Here is a 16,337-nt window from a genome sequence, read left to right as displayed (position 1 = left end):
GAAATCCGTTCACGCGATGATGTCGTGTAGCACATGCCCTGCGACATCGGTTAATCGGAACCGCCGACCGTTGTAGCGATACGTCAATTGCTCATGATTGATGCCCAGAAGGTGCAAAATCGTGGCATGCAAATCGTTCACGTGCACCTTGTTCTCAGCGGCTTTGTAACCGACCTCGTCCGACGCACCGTAACTCACGCCGCCTTTGACCCCACCGCCGGCCATCCATGCGGTGAAACAGTGGGGGTTGTGATCGCGTCCGGGTTTCTTGCCTTTCTGAGCAATCGGCAACCGCCCAAACTCACCGCACCATACCACGAGCGTGTCGTTGAGCAGTCCGCGTTGAGCTAAGTCGGTCAACAAGCCGGCGACTGGCTGATCCGTCTCGCCGGCAAATTGCGAATGATTGCCGTGAATGTCCGCGTGCCCGTCCCACGAGCGTTGGTTTTCCATCCCGCCGGAATAAATCTGCACAAACCGCACACCACGTTCGACCATCCGTCGGGCGGTCAAACATTGAGCCGCAAAGTGCCCGCAGGTTTTTTCGTTTAGTCCATACAGTTTCTGAATGTGATCCGGTTCGGCGGACAAATCGATTGCTTCCGGAGCGGCGGACTGCATTCGATACGCCAATTCGAAACTCTGTATTCGTGCCGTCAATTCCGCTTCGGCGGCGAACTGCTCGCGATGCATCTCGTTGATCTTCTTGAGAAAATCCAACTGGCTTCGTTGCGTCGTTGGAGTGCTGCTCGCGGGCGGCGATAGGTTTTCGATCGGCGGACCTTTCGGCTTCAAATGCGTGCCCTGATAAACACCTGGTAAAAACGCCGCTCCCCAATTCGCCGCATGACCTTTCGGCAATCCCCTGCCCTTCGGATCACTCATCACGACAAACCCCGGCAAGTCGCGGGCTTCGCTGCCCAGTCCATATGTGACCCATGAACCGACACACGGAAAGCCCATTCGCGGCAGACCGCAATTCATCATGAACAACGCGGGAGAGTGGTTGTTCGATTCCGTATGCCCGGAATGAATGAACGCCATCTTGTCGACATGCTCACCGAGATGCGGAAAAATTTCCGAAACCGGTTTGCCGCACTCGCCACGCGGAGTGAACTGAAACGGCGACTTCATCAACCCACCGACGGCGTTCTTGAAAAAGCCGGTCGTGTCTTTAAAACTTTCGTCGAACTCCTTGATCGATTTGCCGTCCCACTTTTCCAGAGCCGGTTTGTAGTCCCAGGTATCGACTTGGCTCGGTCCGCCGTTGACGAAAATCCAAATCACATGTTTCGCACGCGGTGGAAAGTGGGTTTCCTGCGGTGCCATCGGATTCAGTGACCGATCAGTCGAATCGCTCGCCGCCAACACGCCTTCATCATGTAGTAGCCCCGCCAACCCCAAGAGCCCGGCTCCCGCTCCGGCTCTTGTGAGCCATTCGCGACGGTTGAATTCCGGGAACGGTCGATGATTCTGCGAAAACATATTCGATCCTTAATTGGTGTCCTTCGGTTCGACCACAAGCCGGTCAACCTTCCATGTGTCCGACTCGCTCGCGATCACGACTCGTATCGAGGCATTCGGTGCGTCCGGCGAATTGAACACGTATTCCGTGCGGTCTTCCTCACCGAGAGTAATTGTTTTCGATGATTCAAACTCCAACGGCTTCTGCAAAAACGGCCGCCGTTTCAGCAGACGGAGAAACGCTTCGCGACCGTCGGCACTTTTGAACTCCGCCGTCGTTGATTGCCACGCTTCGACAGCTTGATCGTTTTGAATCTGCGTGAAGAAAGTGTCCGCGACGACGCGACCTTCATCAACATCCGGCTGCGTCGCCGGTTTCGAGAGATACCAGTAACACGCAATGATCGCGATCAAGGCAATTACCGCGATCACGATCCATTTGGCTTCACCGGCTCGACGAGAATTCCGCATTACGGTAACGACTCCGTTTCGCCACCCGCTCGCGTGCCCATTGCTCGCCAGACAGTCAGATCGATGTTTTCGCTCACCGAACGCGTGGAACCATCCATTAGAAGTGCGTTCACGGAACCCGGATGATAACTGCGAGCCGTGATCGCCGCGTACGTTGGCGAACTGGCGGATTCCCCATCGCGGACGGACGTGACATCAATGCTGTACTCGACGCCACTGTCAGTGTAGGGCACGTGTGTGTTCGGAGTGAAGGTGGTTGTGAATCCGGTTTCATGGACATCGCCTTCCACCCATTCGGTATGACCGTTGGAGTCGAAGGTGCCGCCGTAGTGCGCTGCCAAATCTGCTGGTGTCGCTGGTGGTGCCACACCCAAGTTGGCAGGCATGTAAGTGTCCCACAGATTCGGTTGAAATCCTTTGACTTCCGCCGCCGCGAGCGTGTTAGTCAGTCCATCTGTGATGTCCGCTGGCCGAAACGCCCGGTTGTTGCCGAACGCTCCATCTCCAACCTCGCCGGAAACTGGGTCGTAAGTAAACCAAGTGCCCTGGTTGAAACCGTACATCACCGGGTAGTGGGTAAGTGTGGGAGTGGGACGCGGGCGATCGTTGGGGTCACTGGGGCAGACAAAAACCGCCACGCGAGTGGCACACGCTTCCGGGTTGCCAGTGAACTCGGGGCTCACATCGTAGTCGATCAAATTCGCGAGGTTCGTTTGCTCAAGATACGGCAGCAACCGCGTGTGAGCCGACCAAGGTTCGAACGTGGAGTTCAACGGCAGCACCGCAGCGGGGGGCACGCCTTTGTTGGAGTCAATGTAATTGTGCAACGCGATCCCGATCTGTTTGAGGTTGTTCTTGCATTGCGTCCGTCGTGCGGACTCGCGAGCTTGCTGAACCGCGGGCAGCAACAGAGCAATCAAGATTGCGATGATGGCGATCACCACCAGCAGCTCAATCAGCGTAAAACCGGTATGGCGCGACTTTCGTAGATGATCCATCGACTCAATCCTAAGGGAAATTGAAAGGTTGAGGTGTGGTTTGATGCTAAACGGTACCAGAACGTCGTTCAGTCGGGCAAGCAATTCCTTCACAAAGCCGTTACGATAAGGATCGCCTAAGTTTCAATACTACTGTAGGAGTCGCTCCATGCCGGACGAATCGAAGAAGCAATACCGAGTGGGCGTGATCGGGCACACGGGGCGTGGAAATTACGGGCATGGCATGGATACGGCTTGGTTGTCCAATCCGCGAACGGACATCGTGGCCGTCGCCGATGCCCACGAGTCTGGTTTGCAGGCGGCTTTGAAGAAGCTCAAAGTCGACACCGGCTACGCCGATTATCGGGAGATGATTGCGAAGGAAAAACTCGATATCGTCGCTGTCTGTCCGCGATGGATCGACCAACATCACGCCATGATCATGACAGCCCTCGAACATGGTTGTCACGTCTACACGGAGAAGCCGTTCACTCGCACGCTCGCCGAAGCGGACGACATCGTGCAGGCTTGCCAAATGCGACACCTGCGGCTCACGATCGCTCACATCGCCCACTACTCGCCACAATTGCCGATCGTAAAAAAGATGCTGCAAGACGGTGCCATTGGCGAAGTGCTGGAGATTCGCGCACGTGGCAAAGAAGACCGACGCGGCGGCAGCGAGGATCTGTGGGTTCTCGGTTCGCACGCTCTCGAATTGATGCAGGCCATTGGTGGAGAAGTCGAGTGGTGTTTCGCCGAAGTCACACAGAACGGCGAGCGAGTGACCAAGACCGATGTGAAAGACGGTCCCGAAGGCATCGGCCCATTAGCCGGTGACGGTGTGGATGCCATGTACCGTTTCACGAACGGCGTGACCGGTTATTTCAACTCCCACAAAGATGCCGGCGGACGACCGTCGCGGTTTGGTTTGTCGATCTTCGGCAGCAAAGGCGTGATCGAAATGCAGTCCGGTTATCTTCGACCCGCGCTCTGGTTGAAAAGCCCGACATGGTCCGCCGCTCGCAGCGATGCCGATTGGATTCCCATTACCTCCAACGGTCCCGGTGAACCGGAAACGCTCAAGGATTTCGACTACCGTGGTGCTCACCCGGTCATCGTCAGCGATTTACTCGACGCGATCGAGAACGACCGGGAACCATTGTGCAATGTGGAAGACGCACGTGATTCCATCGAGATGATCGCCGCCGTCTTTGAATCTCATCGACAACAAAAGCCGGTCTTGTTCCCGTTGGAGAACCGCAAGAACCCGCTCACGATGCTTTCGTGAACGATCAGAATCTGCATCAACTTCAGCGGGAGTATGGCATACCCACGGCTTTGAGTGGCCATGGTGAAGCATTCGAACGTTGCGAGACCCTGCCACCCACGTTTTCGAAATGATAGCCAACGAATCGTTACGGCTTGCGAACCGTTAGCCAGAGGTCCGCAATCGGGGAGAATGCTCCCGGTGCGGTCGCGGTTGCGGGGTGTTCTTGAACCGTGTCGGTGTCGACCGGTTTGCCGACGATCTGGAATGGTTGGTTGAAAGTCATGTCCTTCGCGGTGGTCAATTCCAATTCGACTTTCTTCGAAGAATCGCCTTTGGCTTCCGAACGAACCGGCTTCGCCGACACCCCATCGGGAAGTCCCGTCGCCGCAACTTCGATGACGGCTGAAAAACCATTCACCCGTGCGATCGTGACCGGGATCTTTAACGATTCACCCGCTTTCACCGCGAAGGCGTCGGCTTCGACGGTCATTGAAAAATCAGCGGTCTTTGGGGCAATCTGCAACTGATACGCATACCGCAGCCCGCCGTGTCCAAACAGATCCGAAACTTCGATCTGGTAAGTTCCATCGCTGGGAATTTTGCGTTCCAGAACGGCATCGAACTCGTTGCGTTTGGGGTCGTCAACGCGAGCGATTTCCGAATCCTTGGCATTCAGCAATCGCAAGACCGGATCGAGTTCCTGACGAAACGCACGGGACTCTGCTCGGAAGACGAGTGTGTCGTTCTTCTTGGCGTCGAACTTGAAGATGTCGGTGTCACCTGGTGAATCGATGGAACCGTGGATCGAAACGGGAATCGGGATCGTGTTGGCTTCCTGTGATTCGACCCGAGTCGGTACAGAAACGATCGGCACACCAATGAACCCGGCAGCCATCGGGTGAGAGACAATCGCTGTTTTCTTGAGATTGTCCCGAGTGACCGTCAAACCGCTGAAGTCCTTGGGCAGATTCCATCCGACAGGTTTCAGCGGCGTTTCATCGGAAGTGACGGCCATGGGTTCGACATGATCGAGGAATGGACCGGTGGTGAGAGTCAGTCGATAGATGTACGTGCTGCCGCCAGCGAACCGAATCGAACTGTTCGGTGTCTCCGGAAACGCAAACACACGGACCGAATACACGCCGTCCTTGGGAACCGGAAAAACGCACAGCGGATCGATGCCGCGTGCATCATCATTCTGCAGCAACACGAAGCCTTCCGGCGAAAGCACCTGCAACACGCCGTCCATCGGCGAACCAAACTCATGCGCGGCCAGCGAAGCCACGAGCGTATCACCGGTCTTGAGCGATACCGAGAACGTGTCCACATCCCCTGATTTCGCCAACCGACCGTTGACCGTCATCTGCGACAATTCCAACGTGTTCGCTTTTTCGGGCGTTTCGTTCGGTTCGGTTTCGTTGAACTCTTTCAGTGTGCCAACCGCGAACGGCCGGACCGACGATGCCCCCTCCGCGTTTGACAACCGAATCCAACATGGTCCCGGCGTGGCTTCTGGCGGAGCGGTGACGCGGAACTCGCTTTTCTTCTCGTCTAGTTCGATCGAGAGGTCATCGCGACTGCACCACACGGACACGGGGCGATCGCCGATTTTGCCATTGACCGTAACCGTGGCCGTCGTGCCCGCCTGCATTCCCGCCGGAAAGAATCCCGTCACTGACGGCGGTGCCGCAAACGCAGGGCAACTGAGGACAACGGACAAAAGGCAGGTGGCCAGGGCCGAATGGAATTGATTCATCGATTTACTGAATGTTGCCCGTTGTCGCTCGGAATTGGTACGTGCGGTATGCATCCGACAAATTTGACCGCGTTGCTCTGGGTTACATCAACTCGGTGATTGGCGTGGGATCGCTCACCAAGTGGGTCGGACGACCTTGCGGTGTGTAGAGGATGGTATTCGGATCGATGCCGAGTTTGCTGTAGATGGTGGACGCGAAATTTTCGGGGCTTTTCACGTTATCAACCGCAGAATACCCAGCTCGGTCGGTGGCCCCGACGATCGTGCCGCCGGGTGTGCCCGCACCGGCCATGAGGACGGACATCGCGTTCGACCAGTGATCGCGACCGGCGTCTTTGTTGATTTTCGGTGTGCGACCGAATTCGCCGAGCATCACGACCAGTGTGGAATCGAGCATCCCCCGGTTATCAAGATCACGAATCAACGTGGCGACGGTTTGATCAACCTTCGGCATGCGTTTATTGAAGCTATCGAACAGACCGCGGTGATGGTCCCAACCGCCTTCGTACAACGTGATGAACGGCACACCGGCTTCGACCAATCGTCGAGCGAGCAACGCCCGTTGACCGAAACCATCGCGGACGTACTCGTCTCGCAACTCGTCCGGTTCGCTTTGAATGTGGAATGCAGCTTGGGCTTCCGGCGAGGTCACCAAGTCCACGCCTTGTTCGTAGTATTCATCGAGAGCTGGCACCGGATCGGACGCGGCGGCTTCGTTCATGCGGGGCAACTGATCGACGAGCTTTCGAAGATCGGTGCGGTTCGCGAAACGGTCGGTCGTTAATCCGTTGGGAAGGGCGACGTCACGCACGCGGAAGTTCGAACTGGATGGGTTGTCCGAAACCACGAACGGAGCATACTTCGCACCGAGGAAGTTCGGGCCGCCCGATCGCGACATTTTTGGCAACGAGAAGTACGACGGCAGTCCGCCGTTGTTGCCCCGATGGTAGGCCGTTGCGGACCCCAAACTCGGATGGAAACTGACGAACGCACCACAGCCGACCGGAATTCGCGGCGGAGCACCGGTCATCATGTAGTGATTGCCCGCTCCGTGATTCCCCTGGTTGTGTCGGATGGAGCGAATGACCGAGATTTGGTCCATCATCGCAGCAAGCTTGGTGCAATGCTGAGAGAAGTGCACGCCCGGCACACTGGTGTTGATCGCGGAGAATTCGCCCCGGATTTCCGAGGGGGCCGTCGGTTTCGGATCGAAGGTTTCGTAGTGTGATGGTCCGCCATCGAGCCAAATGAGAATGACACTCTTGGCAGGAGCGGCGAGTTCCGTGGTGGGAGCCGCCGACGCTTTGAGCCGCAACGAATGGGCCAAACCACCGCCGGTGAGTGCGGTCAAACCAAGTTGCAAACAACTTCGGCGAGTCATTCCCTCGCAGTTTCGATGAATTGGCATGGGGGCCTCGGCAGGGGGTGGTAGGAAGGTGGGTTCAGTTCTTGAAGACGAATTCCGGGGTGTTGAGCAGCGCCCATAGTAAATCTTCGGTTGCAGCTCGGCGGGTTCGTCCATCTTGATTATATAAATTTACGCCGATTTGTCGCTCTTGATCGGAAGGAAATCGCGCGTACACCCATAAGTACAGGTCTTCGACGATGGATTCGGGCGGTTTGTCGCTCGCAGCCAACTCGGCAACGCGGCTGCTGTCGCTGGTGATTTTGGCGGCCAAATCGCGAGAATTCATCAAATGTAACGCCTGGACCAAGGTGGTATCGCTGGTACGTTCGCAGGGTGGGTCTTGGTTCGGATCGGGACGACCGAAGGCATCCAAGAAATCAGATTGCACACGGTGCGTCCAAATTTCCTTGGCGAGCGAACCGTCGGGCATCGCCGAAAACGAGTTCGGTTTGCCGGTGATCCGAGCCACCGAATCGAGCAACACTTCCGCCCGTAACCGTTGCCGGTAATACCGCGAATGGTTCCGCGTATCGACGAAATTACGATCGTTCGGTAGGGAACTCAAACTGTAAACGTAGGAGTTCGCAATCCGTCGCACCAGATGTTTGATGTCGTAGTCGTGTTCGCGGAAATCTTCGGCGAGAGCATCGAGCAGTGGTTCGTTGGCAGGTGGGTTTGTACCTCGCAAATCGTCCACTGGTTCGACGATGCCCGTGCCCATCAGGTCCGCCCAGATACGGTTGGCCATGACCTTTGCGAAGAACGGGTTGTCGTCGGAGGTGATCCACTCGGCCAACTTGACTCGGGGATCGGTGCCAGTGGGAATGTCTGCCGGTTCGCCGAACAACGGTTTCGGTGGAAGCACTTCGCCGGTGAGCGGATGCTTGACGTCACCTCTAGTCGCGGTGTAGATGATCTCTTCCGAACCGGAAATTGGCGGAGACAGTCCCTTCCCTTTGCGACCAATTTTGGCGAAGTAAGCCGCGAAACTGTAGAAATCGTCCTGCCCGTACACCTCAAATGGATGGTGATGACATTTCGCACAGTCCAGCCGCACGCCGAGGAAGAGTTGACTGACCATCGTCGTCAATTCGTCGGGGGAACGACGATCCCGAAACAGCGTGACCGCTCCGTTGCGGAACGTGCCGCCTTGAGCCGTGAGCAATTCCCGTGTGAATTCATCCCAAGGCGTGTTCTCGCGGAATTTTTGTCGAATCCAATAGTCATAGTTCAACGTGTTCTTGATGCCCACGCGATACGGGTTCGGCCGCAACAAATCGACCCACTTGTTCGCCCAATGCTCAGCGAATTCGGGGCGGTTCAACAGATTGTCCACCAACTCGCTGCGTTTGTTTGGCGACGGATCATCCAAGAACGCTCGGGCTTCGTCGGCGGTCGGGGTGCGGCCGATGATGTCGATATACACCCGACGCAGAAAGGAGTGATCGGGAGCCGGTTCGGAGGGTTTCAACGCGAGTTTCTGGAGTTTGTCCCAGACCAAACCATCAATGAAATTTTGCTTCGGCAATTCCGTGTAGAACTCTGCTGGAACTTGCCCCGGAAGCGGCACCGCGACTTCCGAGACCGTGATTTGGTCCATGAACCGAGCCATGATGGCGGCGTCACCAGTGAGTTTTCCGGCGGTGACCACGCCATCTTTATCGACGGCAGCGATCGCCGATTCGTTGGACTGGAACGAGCTGAGTCGCGTGACATCTCGGCGTGTGCCATCCGCATAAATGGCGGTGACGAGAAGTTGTTGCGAGTCGTCGTTCTTCAGGATGCGTTCGGTCGGGTAAACTTCGATTCGATCCAATTTGGCCACACCGGGAAGTTCACGCGGGGCTCCGGATTCCACCCAACGGGTGAGCGTTTCAAAGTGCTCGCCCTCGGGATCAAGACGCTTTCCGCCACCGTGCGGCGTGCGGGCGATGGGTTTGGTCAGCAGAAGACTTCGTGACGGGTCCGGCAGGAACACCCGCCGACCGCGTGCTTCTTTGGTGAGGGCATCGTAGTCGAAGTTCGGATCGAACCCCAATAGCGAGAGTTGAAATCCGTTCTGTCCACGAGCTTTTCCATGACACGCCCCGGCATTACAGCTGAACCGGGTCAGGATTGGTTGGACGTCACGTTCGAAATCGACCGGCAATGGGGCACTTGTTTCTGTGATCTTCACAGGAACCGTCGCGGTCAAGTCGGCGACACGCACCTGGACTGTTGTTGTGCCATCACCGACAGCTTGCAACAGTCCATGTTCATCCACGCGGACGACCTGGGGGTTCTCGGACACGAATTCCGCATCCCGGGTGGCGTCTCGACGGAGAGATTGCGATGCCCAAGCTGTAACCAAGAGTTGTTGCTTGGCATGAGGGCCGCGGAGCGTGATGGTTTTCGGCGTCAATTCCAACCGCGACCATTGCGACTCATCCGCAACAGCCAATGGGGAAACACACGCAAGAAAGCTCAAACCGAGCAAAAATCGTTTCATCAAGACTTACCACCAACGGATCAAAGCATTCCAATCTATTGGTAGTATATGAAACTCGATCCATCAAAAACAATTCGGAAGGCATCCCGATTGCTGTTTTTTTCGATCTGTCAGATCGGCGGGCGTAACGCTCTGCACCGAATCCAAGAGAAATTTTCGCATGGCAAGTCGTGCGAACGGACTAAACAAGACTTTTGCTCGCGACACTGCGTTGAATCCGAGTGGCCATGTCTTGCAGGGGAACGACTTCGTCCGCCAGTCCTTCCTGAATCGGAAACCGAGGCATCCCAAAGACGACACAACTAGCTTCATCCTGAACCATGATTTTGGCGCCCGCGTTCTTCAACTCGCGACAGCCGTGCAAACCGTCCGACCCCATGCCGGTCATGATCACGCCGAGCGTATTCGCGCCATACACAGGAACCAGTGAGCGGAACAGATAATCCACGGCCGGTCGACAACTATTTTCCGGCGGATCGTCGGTGATTTTGACGTGGACATCGTCACCAATCTTGACGACTTTCATCTGCTTGCCGCCCGGTGCGATATACACATTGCCCGGTTCCATCGGGTTCCCGCATTGAGCTTCTCGAACATTCAATGCGCTCGAGGAATTCAAACCATTAGCCAGCAACCGCGTGAACATCGGTGGCATGTGCTGAACGATCAAAATTGGAGCCGGGAAGTCCGCTGGGAGTTGCGGGATTAGCTGTCGAAGTGCATCCGGTCCCCCCGTGGAGATTCCAATGGCAACGGCCTCGATTGTTCCCGATGCCCGAGTCCGCCAAGACTCTTGAAGACTCGCGGGTTTCGCCGGAACCGGAATCGTCGGTTGGACACGCTGTGTTTTGATACGGAATGCCTCGATTCGCTCCGATAAATCATGGATCAGTTTTTGGCGGCTATGCTCGATGGAATCGGTCCGCGGTTTGACGATGAAATCAAACGCTCCCCGACGCAAGGCATTCATTGTGCGTTCAGCGTCCGACTGGTTGGCCCCGCTGATCATGATTGCCTTCGTGGACCACTGGCGAGATCGAAGTTGGTCCAGAACCTCAATTCCGTTCATTCGTGGCATTTCGAGATCGAGTGTAATGAGGTCGGGGCGATACCGCTCAATCTTCTCCACGGCGGCGATTCCATCACCTGCGGAGCCGACGACCTCGACGCCAGGAATCGCTTCCAAAGCATCGCGGACAATCTTGCGATAGAGGAGCGAATCATCGACGACCAACATACGAATTGGTTGCTGCACCACAGAACCGTTCTTTCTTCTCTCAATAGTGACTAATTCATATCCGGTATCAGTCGAACTCTTGCATCCTGCCGCCTTACCAACAGTTGAGGTTTGGCAAGAATGTGTCTTGTTAGGATGCAAGTCTTCCTAGCATCAAGGATGCTAGTGGCCCTGGGGTGCCACACACGGTCGACCTCGTTCCCCTGGGGGATTAGGTCGCTGCAGGGATCCAACGGTCGAGTTTTGCTTTCAAGACATCCACTGTGAACGGCTTGACAATATAGTCTGAAACACCGGCTTGAATTGCCGAGACCACTCGTGATCGCTCCGCTTCCGTGGTGATCATGATGAACGGGATTGTCTCGTTGATACTTCGGACGTTCTCTAGGAATTCCAGCCCGTCCATATTCGGCATGTTCCAGTCGCTCAGGATTAAATCGAACTCCGCGGACTTGAAGAGACTGAGTGCTTGCACGCCATCTTCAGCGTCTGCAACTTGCGTGACACTCAGCAGAGAGAGTCCTCGCTTGATGATGGTTCGCATTGTTCCTGAGTCGTCAACAACTAGTGCTCGCATGAGCGTGGTCTTTCTATATAACCAAGTAAAGATTGGAAATGAGTGTATTCGAGTGAATGGAGTGCACAGATCGTGCATGCTAGTTTGGTGCGAAACCGGCTTCAAGACAGAATTTGCCGACGTCGGATTGATAGTTGAGGCAGATCGGTTTGATCGAAGTCGGGTAATGAATCTCGTGGTCAGCTCCGCTAATGATATTGGGGGTGCTGATCGAGAGATTTAGTTGTTCAAATTTGGCTTTTGCAGACCCGGCAATCATGTTCGTGATCTCGCCAATGGCGTCTCGGACATCGGCGTTGACTTCCTCGACTTTCGTCCCCAACATGCGTTCCACAATATTCAAGGCCGTCTGGCGGGCCACGCTAAAAACGACGGTTCCGGTTGCTCCGCCTGTGATTCCAATGACCGCACTGAGGTCGAAGGCCGGGACCACAGAATTCTTTAGCGTAAGACTTTCCCGAACAGGCTCACAACCAAGCATCATTGTGAATACGTCTCGAGTGGAACCCATAAGAGGGTTCACAATAGCCGCTGTCAGGCGTGATGTTTGGCTGATTTGAGTTGTCATTGCGTTGTTGCCAATCAGGAATTCAGTGAGGGAGAATGAGTCCATGAAGAGTGGGATGAATTCGTTCCTAAACTAGCTTACGCTGCGTTTTGTTGCGTTTTGTTATCTTGGGATTCGGGCTAAGAGTTTGATGAGGACTCCGGTTACAACGATTTAACGGGTTTCGTATGTGGTCGAATGATTTGGTTGCTCGTTTTAGACTACATGATGTTCGTGACGATGTTGTTTCTTTTCACCAGGATTGCGAAAAAGTCTCATTCGTGCCTAGCACATGAACTATGGTCTGCTGTGGCGACCTTTGCGTCATCGCTTCGCTCCGAATGACGATGAAACATTACTTTCTTGTACTCTCTCATTTCCGATGACCGAATCCCTAGTATCTGAACCTGTGATTTCCGAGTCCGATCGGGACGCCAGTTTGCCTGGTGTCTCTGTGCAGATCGCTGACTTATTGACAGGGACCAAGTTGCGGCATCCACTTCTCAATAGTGCCGGTGTGCTGTTGGTCGCGGAAGGGACAACGATCACGTCTCAACTCAAGCAGCGGATCGCCTCCTATGGTAAAGACAATGTTCGTATCAATCCGGATGACTTAGGGAATGTGACACTCGATGTTTCCGACATTGAAGGGCGTCAAACTGTCGGGACGACTTCAGAGCTGATCGAACGACTAGATTCGATTATCGATCAGGGCGTGTTGCTTGTTAAAAATGATGGCCCTGCAATGCAAGGCCAGATGGTTTCCAACGGTCGGAAACCCTTTGATGCATCACGCCGCGAGGAGTTGCTGACGCAGCATCAGGCGACTCGAGAGTCACTCGACTCAATGATGCGCGAGGTTGGTCATGGGCAGGAGCTCAACGGGAAGCAAATTGCACAACTTGTTGCGACCTATCTCACGGATATGGCTGAGGACAACGAGCATGTGTTAAGTATTGCGATGAGTGCCGATAAACAAGGTTTGAGCGAGCGTGCGTTGCAAACGTCTTTGATGGCGATGACAATCGGCGTCGAAATGGGATTTGACGTTTCTAATGTCCGATTGCTAGGGATTTGCGGGTTAGTTCACGACTGGGGAATGACCCGTGTTCCCGAAGAGATTCTGTCAAAGAGTGGACGGCTGACGGAAATTGAGTTCTTGGAAATTCAAAAGCATCCGATTCACACCCTCGATATTTTGACTCTAATATCAGGCATTCCAGGGATCGTACCGTTAGTGGTCTATCAGGTACACGAAAGTCTCAATGGAACAGGATACCCACGGGGGCGAAAGGGTTCCTCGATTCATCCATTTGCCCGCATTTTGCATGTTGTGGATGTTTATACAGCATTGACGTCGCCACGGTCTTACCGGAACCCCATCATGCCTTACGGCGCGGTCGAGTGCTTGCTTCAGTTGGCGTCGAAGCGGGTTTTGGATTCCAAAGTTATCACGGCGTTGCTCAATGCGTTTAGTCTTTTTCCGATCGGGAGTTTTGTAACCCTCGACGATGCAAGTGTTGCCCAAGTGTTGCGTCCCAACCGGGGCAAATTTGATCGACCGATCGTGCAGTTGGTCAGGGATTCCCAAGGGCAAAAAGTGCCGGTCTCCGATGATTCCATCATCGATCTGGCGACGTCGGAACGGCAAGTCGTCCAGGCGATTCCAACACCCGGACGAAACGAGATTCCCTATTCGAAGGACGTGCTCACTGGTTCCGCGTGTCACCAATACCGCGATCAAGCTTGATGGGGTGATTCCACGCGATTGCGTTGCGTCGTGTCTGCGGGCATACTGGGGGCTCGTTCTGTCCCCTGGCTATTGCGCTTCTTGAGGAATACATCGTGTCGGCCACGCTGAGTGAGTTTGCGAAATCATTGACTGTGGAAACCGCGTTTACCGTTTTGGCGGTCGCCAAGGCGTTGAAAGCGGATGGGAAGGATGTGGTCGAACTGGAGATCGGTGATAGCCCGTTCGATAGCACGGCTTCGGCGAAATCGGTCGGGATTGAGTCGATCGAGCAGAACCATTCGCACTATTGTCCCTCACCCGGTTTGCCAGAATTCCGTGATGCCGCCGCCGCAATGGTCGAGCGGGAGTTCCGCATCCCCGCGAAGCGTGAAAACGTGGTCGCCGGTCCCGGTGCGAAGGTCTTCGAGCAGTTTTTCTGTGAAGCGTTCGTCAACCCAGGTGACGGCGTGTTGGTGTTCAGCCCGTATTTTCCGACCTATGTGCCGAACATCGAGCGTCGCGGTGGACGTATCACGCTCTCGGCACTCAAACAGGAAAACGAATTCCGTCCGAATATCGACGATATCGACCAGTTCGTGAACAACAGCGAACAACCCAAAGCGATCTTTCTGAACACACCGCATAACCCAACGGGCGGCGTGACGACCGAAGACGATCTTCGGAACATCGCCGACATCGTGCGAGGCAAAGACATCGCGGTATTCAGTGATGAACCGTATTGTCATATGGTGTGGAAGGGCCGACATCATTCGCTGTTGGCTCAGCCGGGAATGATGGATCAGTGTGTCGCAGCGTACACATTCAGCAAATCTTACAGTATGAGTGGGTGGCGACTTGGATTTGCCGTCTCGGCTCCGCATGTGATCGAAGCCATCGGCAAAATGGTGAACACGACACTGTCCTGCACACCGGCGCTTGTTCAACGGGCGGGAACGGCGGCACTCAATCAGGATGACGCTGAACGCGATTCCACAATGAAGAAGTTCCAAGAGAAAGTGGAGCTTCTCACCAACGGCCTCAACCGGATCGAAGGCTTCCAAACCATCGAGCCGACATCCACGTTCTACGTGTTCCCGAATGTCGCTCCGGTGTGCAATCGGTTGAAGATCACCAGTCACGGGTTGGCGTTGTACTTGCTTGAAGGAGCGGACGAGGACTTCGGCGTCGCGTGCTTGGGCGGCGAGTGTTTCGGACAGGCCGGAGCCGGTTTTCTGCGATTCAGTTGTGCCGAGCCGAACGAACGACTGGAACAGGCCCTCGGATTTTTGCCGATCGCCATTTCGCGGGAAGACAAGGTCTCCGAGTATTTGGACGCTCATCCGCAACACCGTCTCGACACCCCCTACCCCGTTCCAAGCTAATGGCTGCCGCTCAAGTTTCGATCATTCGTCGGCTGGGTGCGTTGCTCGGTCCGTTGTTGGGGTTGGTGGTTGTTTACGCCATCTTCGGCATCGCGGACCGTCTGCTCGCCGACCGACCGGAAGACGCTCTGTTCTTCACCGTGGAAACGGTTCAAAAGATTCTTCGAGACGCCTCGCTTGTTGGAGTCGCGGCACTCGGGATGACACTGATTGTGATTTCCGGTGGGATCGATCTTTCTGCCGGGGCCGCAATTTCACTGTGCGCAACGGTGACGGCGTGGTTCTTTCGGGAAGACTACGGCACCGCCGCCGCATTGACAGCCGGTTTGCTCACCGGGTGCGGGACGGGTTTGCTGAACGGATTGCTGATCAACGGGTTACGAGTGGTGCCGTTCATCGCCACGCTGGGCACGATGACCATGTTCTTCGGTCTTGGGTTGATTCTGTCGGATGACACGCCAATTCGTGCCTTCGGCAAAGCCCCCGATTGGGTGTTAAACCTCCAAACGCCTTATCCGATTCCCGACTGGCTCGGTGTTTCCAGCGGTGTATGGGTGATGTTCATTCTGTCCGTATTGACCGCGATCGTGCTACGGTTCACGGTGTTTGGTCGCCGGATCATTGCGATCGGCTCGAACGAAGAGGCGGCGCACCTGTGTGGTGTGCGGGTTTCGCGAGTGCGGGTGTTGGTTTACACGTTGGCCGGGGTGTTCGTCGGCGTGGCGGGATTGTTTCAGTTTGCGATTCTCAACGGCGAAGGCGATCCGAAAGCCGGTATGGGCAAAGAGCTGGAGATCATCGCCGCTGTCGTGATCGGCGGAGCAAGTTTGAACGGCGGACGCGGTTCCATCCTCGGGACGCTTTCCGGTGCCATCGTGATGACGACCATCCTGAACGGCTGCGTCACGCTGGAAATTCCCACGTCGTATCAAAAGGTGATTCTGGGAGCAATCATCATTGCGGCGGTCACGTTGGATCAATGGCGACAACGTCGCTCTGGTGTGTGATTCCCGCTCAAGGGGTTCAGC

The 16,337-nt window shown here is 55.3% G+C and carries 13 protein-coding genes; 4 read left to right on the top strand and 9 right to left on the bottom strand.

The genetic code is table 11. The annotated features are described in order from the left end of the window. Positions 1-9: 9 nt before the first annotated feature. Genes G6R38_RS19725 through G6R38_RS19715 form a run of 3 tightly spaced genes read right to left on the bottom strand, consistent with a single transcriptional unit; the run spans position 10 to position 2,933 of the window. On the bottom strand, positions 10-1,485 hold the full coding sequence (locus G6R38_RS19725; protein WP_166830289.1) for a DUF1501 domain-containing protein: 1,476 nt from the start codon (positions 1,483-1,485) through the stop codon (positions 10-12). 9 nt (positions 1,486-1,494) lie between these two features. Then, positions 1,495-1,935: a hypothetical protein gene (locus tag G6R38_RS19720; protein ID WP_166830287.1), complete on the bottom strand. Its 441-nt coding sequence runs from the start codon at positions 1,933-1,935 to the stop codon at positions 1,495-1,497. After that, on the bottom strand, positions 1,935-2,933 hold the full coding sequence (locus G6R38_RS19715; protein ID WP_166830285.1) for a DUF1559 domain-containing protein: 999 nt from the start codon (positions 2,931-2,933) through the stop codon (positions 1,935-1,937). Before G6R38_RS19715 ends, G6R38_RS19720 begins: the two co-directional genes overlap by 1 nt. A gap of 148 nt (positions 2,934-3,081) precedes the next feature. Between G6R38_RS19715 and G6R38_RS19710 the strand changes: the two genes are divergently transcribed. Then, positions 3,082-4,200 carry a Gfo/Idh/MocA family protein gene (locus tag G6R38_RS19710; protein WP_166830283.1) on the top strand — a complete coding sequence of 373 codons (1,119 nt, stop codon included), beginning with the start codon at positions 3,082-3,084 and terminating at the stop codon, positions 4,198-4,200. 127 nt (positions 4,201-4,327) lie between these two features. On the opposite strand, the gene G6R38_RS19705 is transcribed toward G6R38_RS19710, so the two are convergent. The 6 genes from G6R38_RS19705 to G6R38_RS19680 all read right to left on the bottom strand — a co-directional run bounded on the left by G6R38_RS19705 (position 4,328) and on the right by G6R38_RS19680 (position 12,159). Then, entirely contained in the window at positions 4,328-5,938 is a 1,611-nt protein-coding gene (locus G6R38_RS19705; protein ID WP_166830281.1) for a pre-peptidase C-terminal domain-containing protein, read from the bottom strand. 82 nt (positions 5,939-6,020) lie between these two features. Further along, positions 6,021-7,346: a DUF1501 domain-containing protein gene (locus G6R38_RS19700; protein ID WP_166830279.1), complete on the bottom strand. Its 1,326-nt coding sequence runs from the start codon at positions 7,344-7,346 to the stop codon at positions 6,021-6,023. Between the two features lie 34 nt (positions 7,347-7,380). Then, a complete protein-coding gene (locus G6R38_RS19695; protein ID WP_166830277.1) occupies positions 7,381-9,834 on the bottom strand; it encodes a DUF1549 domain-containing protein in 2,454 nt (817 codons plus the stop codon). Between the two features lie 181 nt (positions 9,835-10,015). After that, positions 10,016-11,092, bottom strand: a complete 1,077-nt coding sequence (locus G6R38_RS19690; protein WP_166830275.1) for a protein-glutamate methylesterase/protein-glutamine glutaminase — start codon at positions 11,090-11,092, stop codon at positions 10,016-10,018. Between the two features lie 190 nt (positions 11,093-11,282). Then, entirely contained in the window at positions 11,283-11,648 is a 366-nt protein-coding gene (locus G6R38_RS19685; protein ID WP_166830273.1) for a response regulator, read from the bottom strand. A 79-nt stretch (positions 11,649-11,727) separates the two neighbouring features. After that, a complete protein-coding gene (locus G6R38_RS19680) occupies positions 11,728-12,159 on the bottom strand; it encodes a chemotaxis protein CheX (protein WP_166830271.1) in 432 nt (143 codons plus the stop codon). Between the two features lie 418 nt (positions 12,160-12,577). On the opposite strand from G6R38_RS19680, the gene G6R38_RS19675 reads away from it, so the two are divergent. The 3 genes from G6R38_RS19675 (at position 12,578) to G6R38_RS19665 (ending at position 16,316) form a co-directional block, all read left to right on the top strand. Beyond that, positions 12,578-13,945, top strand: coding sequence for an HD-GYP domain-containing protein (locus G6R38_RS19675; protein WP_166830269.1), 1,368 nt, complete (start codon positions 12,578-12,580; stop codon positions 13,943-13,945). A 95-nt stretch (positions 13,946-14,040) separates the two neighbouring features. Then, positions 14,041-15,309, top strand: a complete 1,269-nt coding sequence (locus tag G6R38_RS19670) for a pyridoxal phosphate-dependent aminotransferase (RefSeq protein WP_166830266.1) — start codon at positions 14,041-14,043, stop codon at positions 15,307-15,309. Then, positions 15,309-16,316: an ABC transporter permease gene (locus G6R38_RS19665; protein ID WP_166830264.1), complete on the top strand. Its 1,008-nt coding sequence runs from the start codon at positions 15,309-15,311 to the stop codon at positions 16,314-16,316. Before G6R38_RS19670 ends, G6R38_RS19665 begins: the two co-directional genes overlap by 1 nt. Positions 16,317-16,337 lie beyond the last annotated feature (21 nt).

Origin of the sequence: Thalassoroseus pseudoceratinae, assembly GCF_011634775.1 — a bacterium.
GTDB classification, from domain to species: Bacteria; Planctomycetota; Planctomycetia; order Planctomycetales; family Planctomycetaceae; genus Thalassoroseus; species Thalassoroseus pseudoceratinae.
Note: the sequence above shows the minus strand (reverse complement) of the source record. Positions and strands in the feature narration are given on the sequence as shown.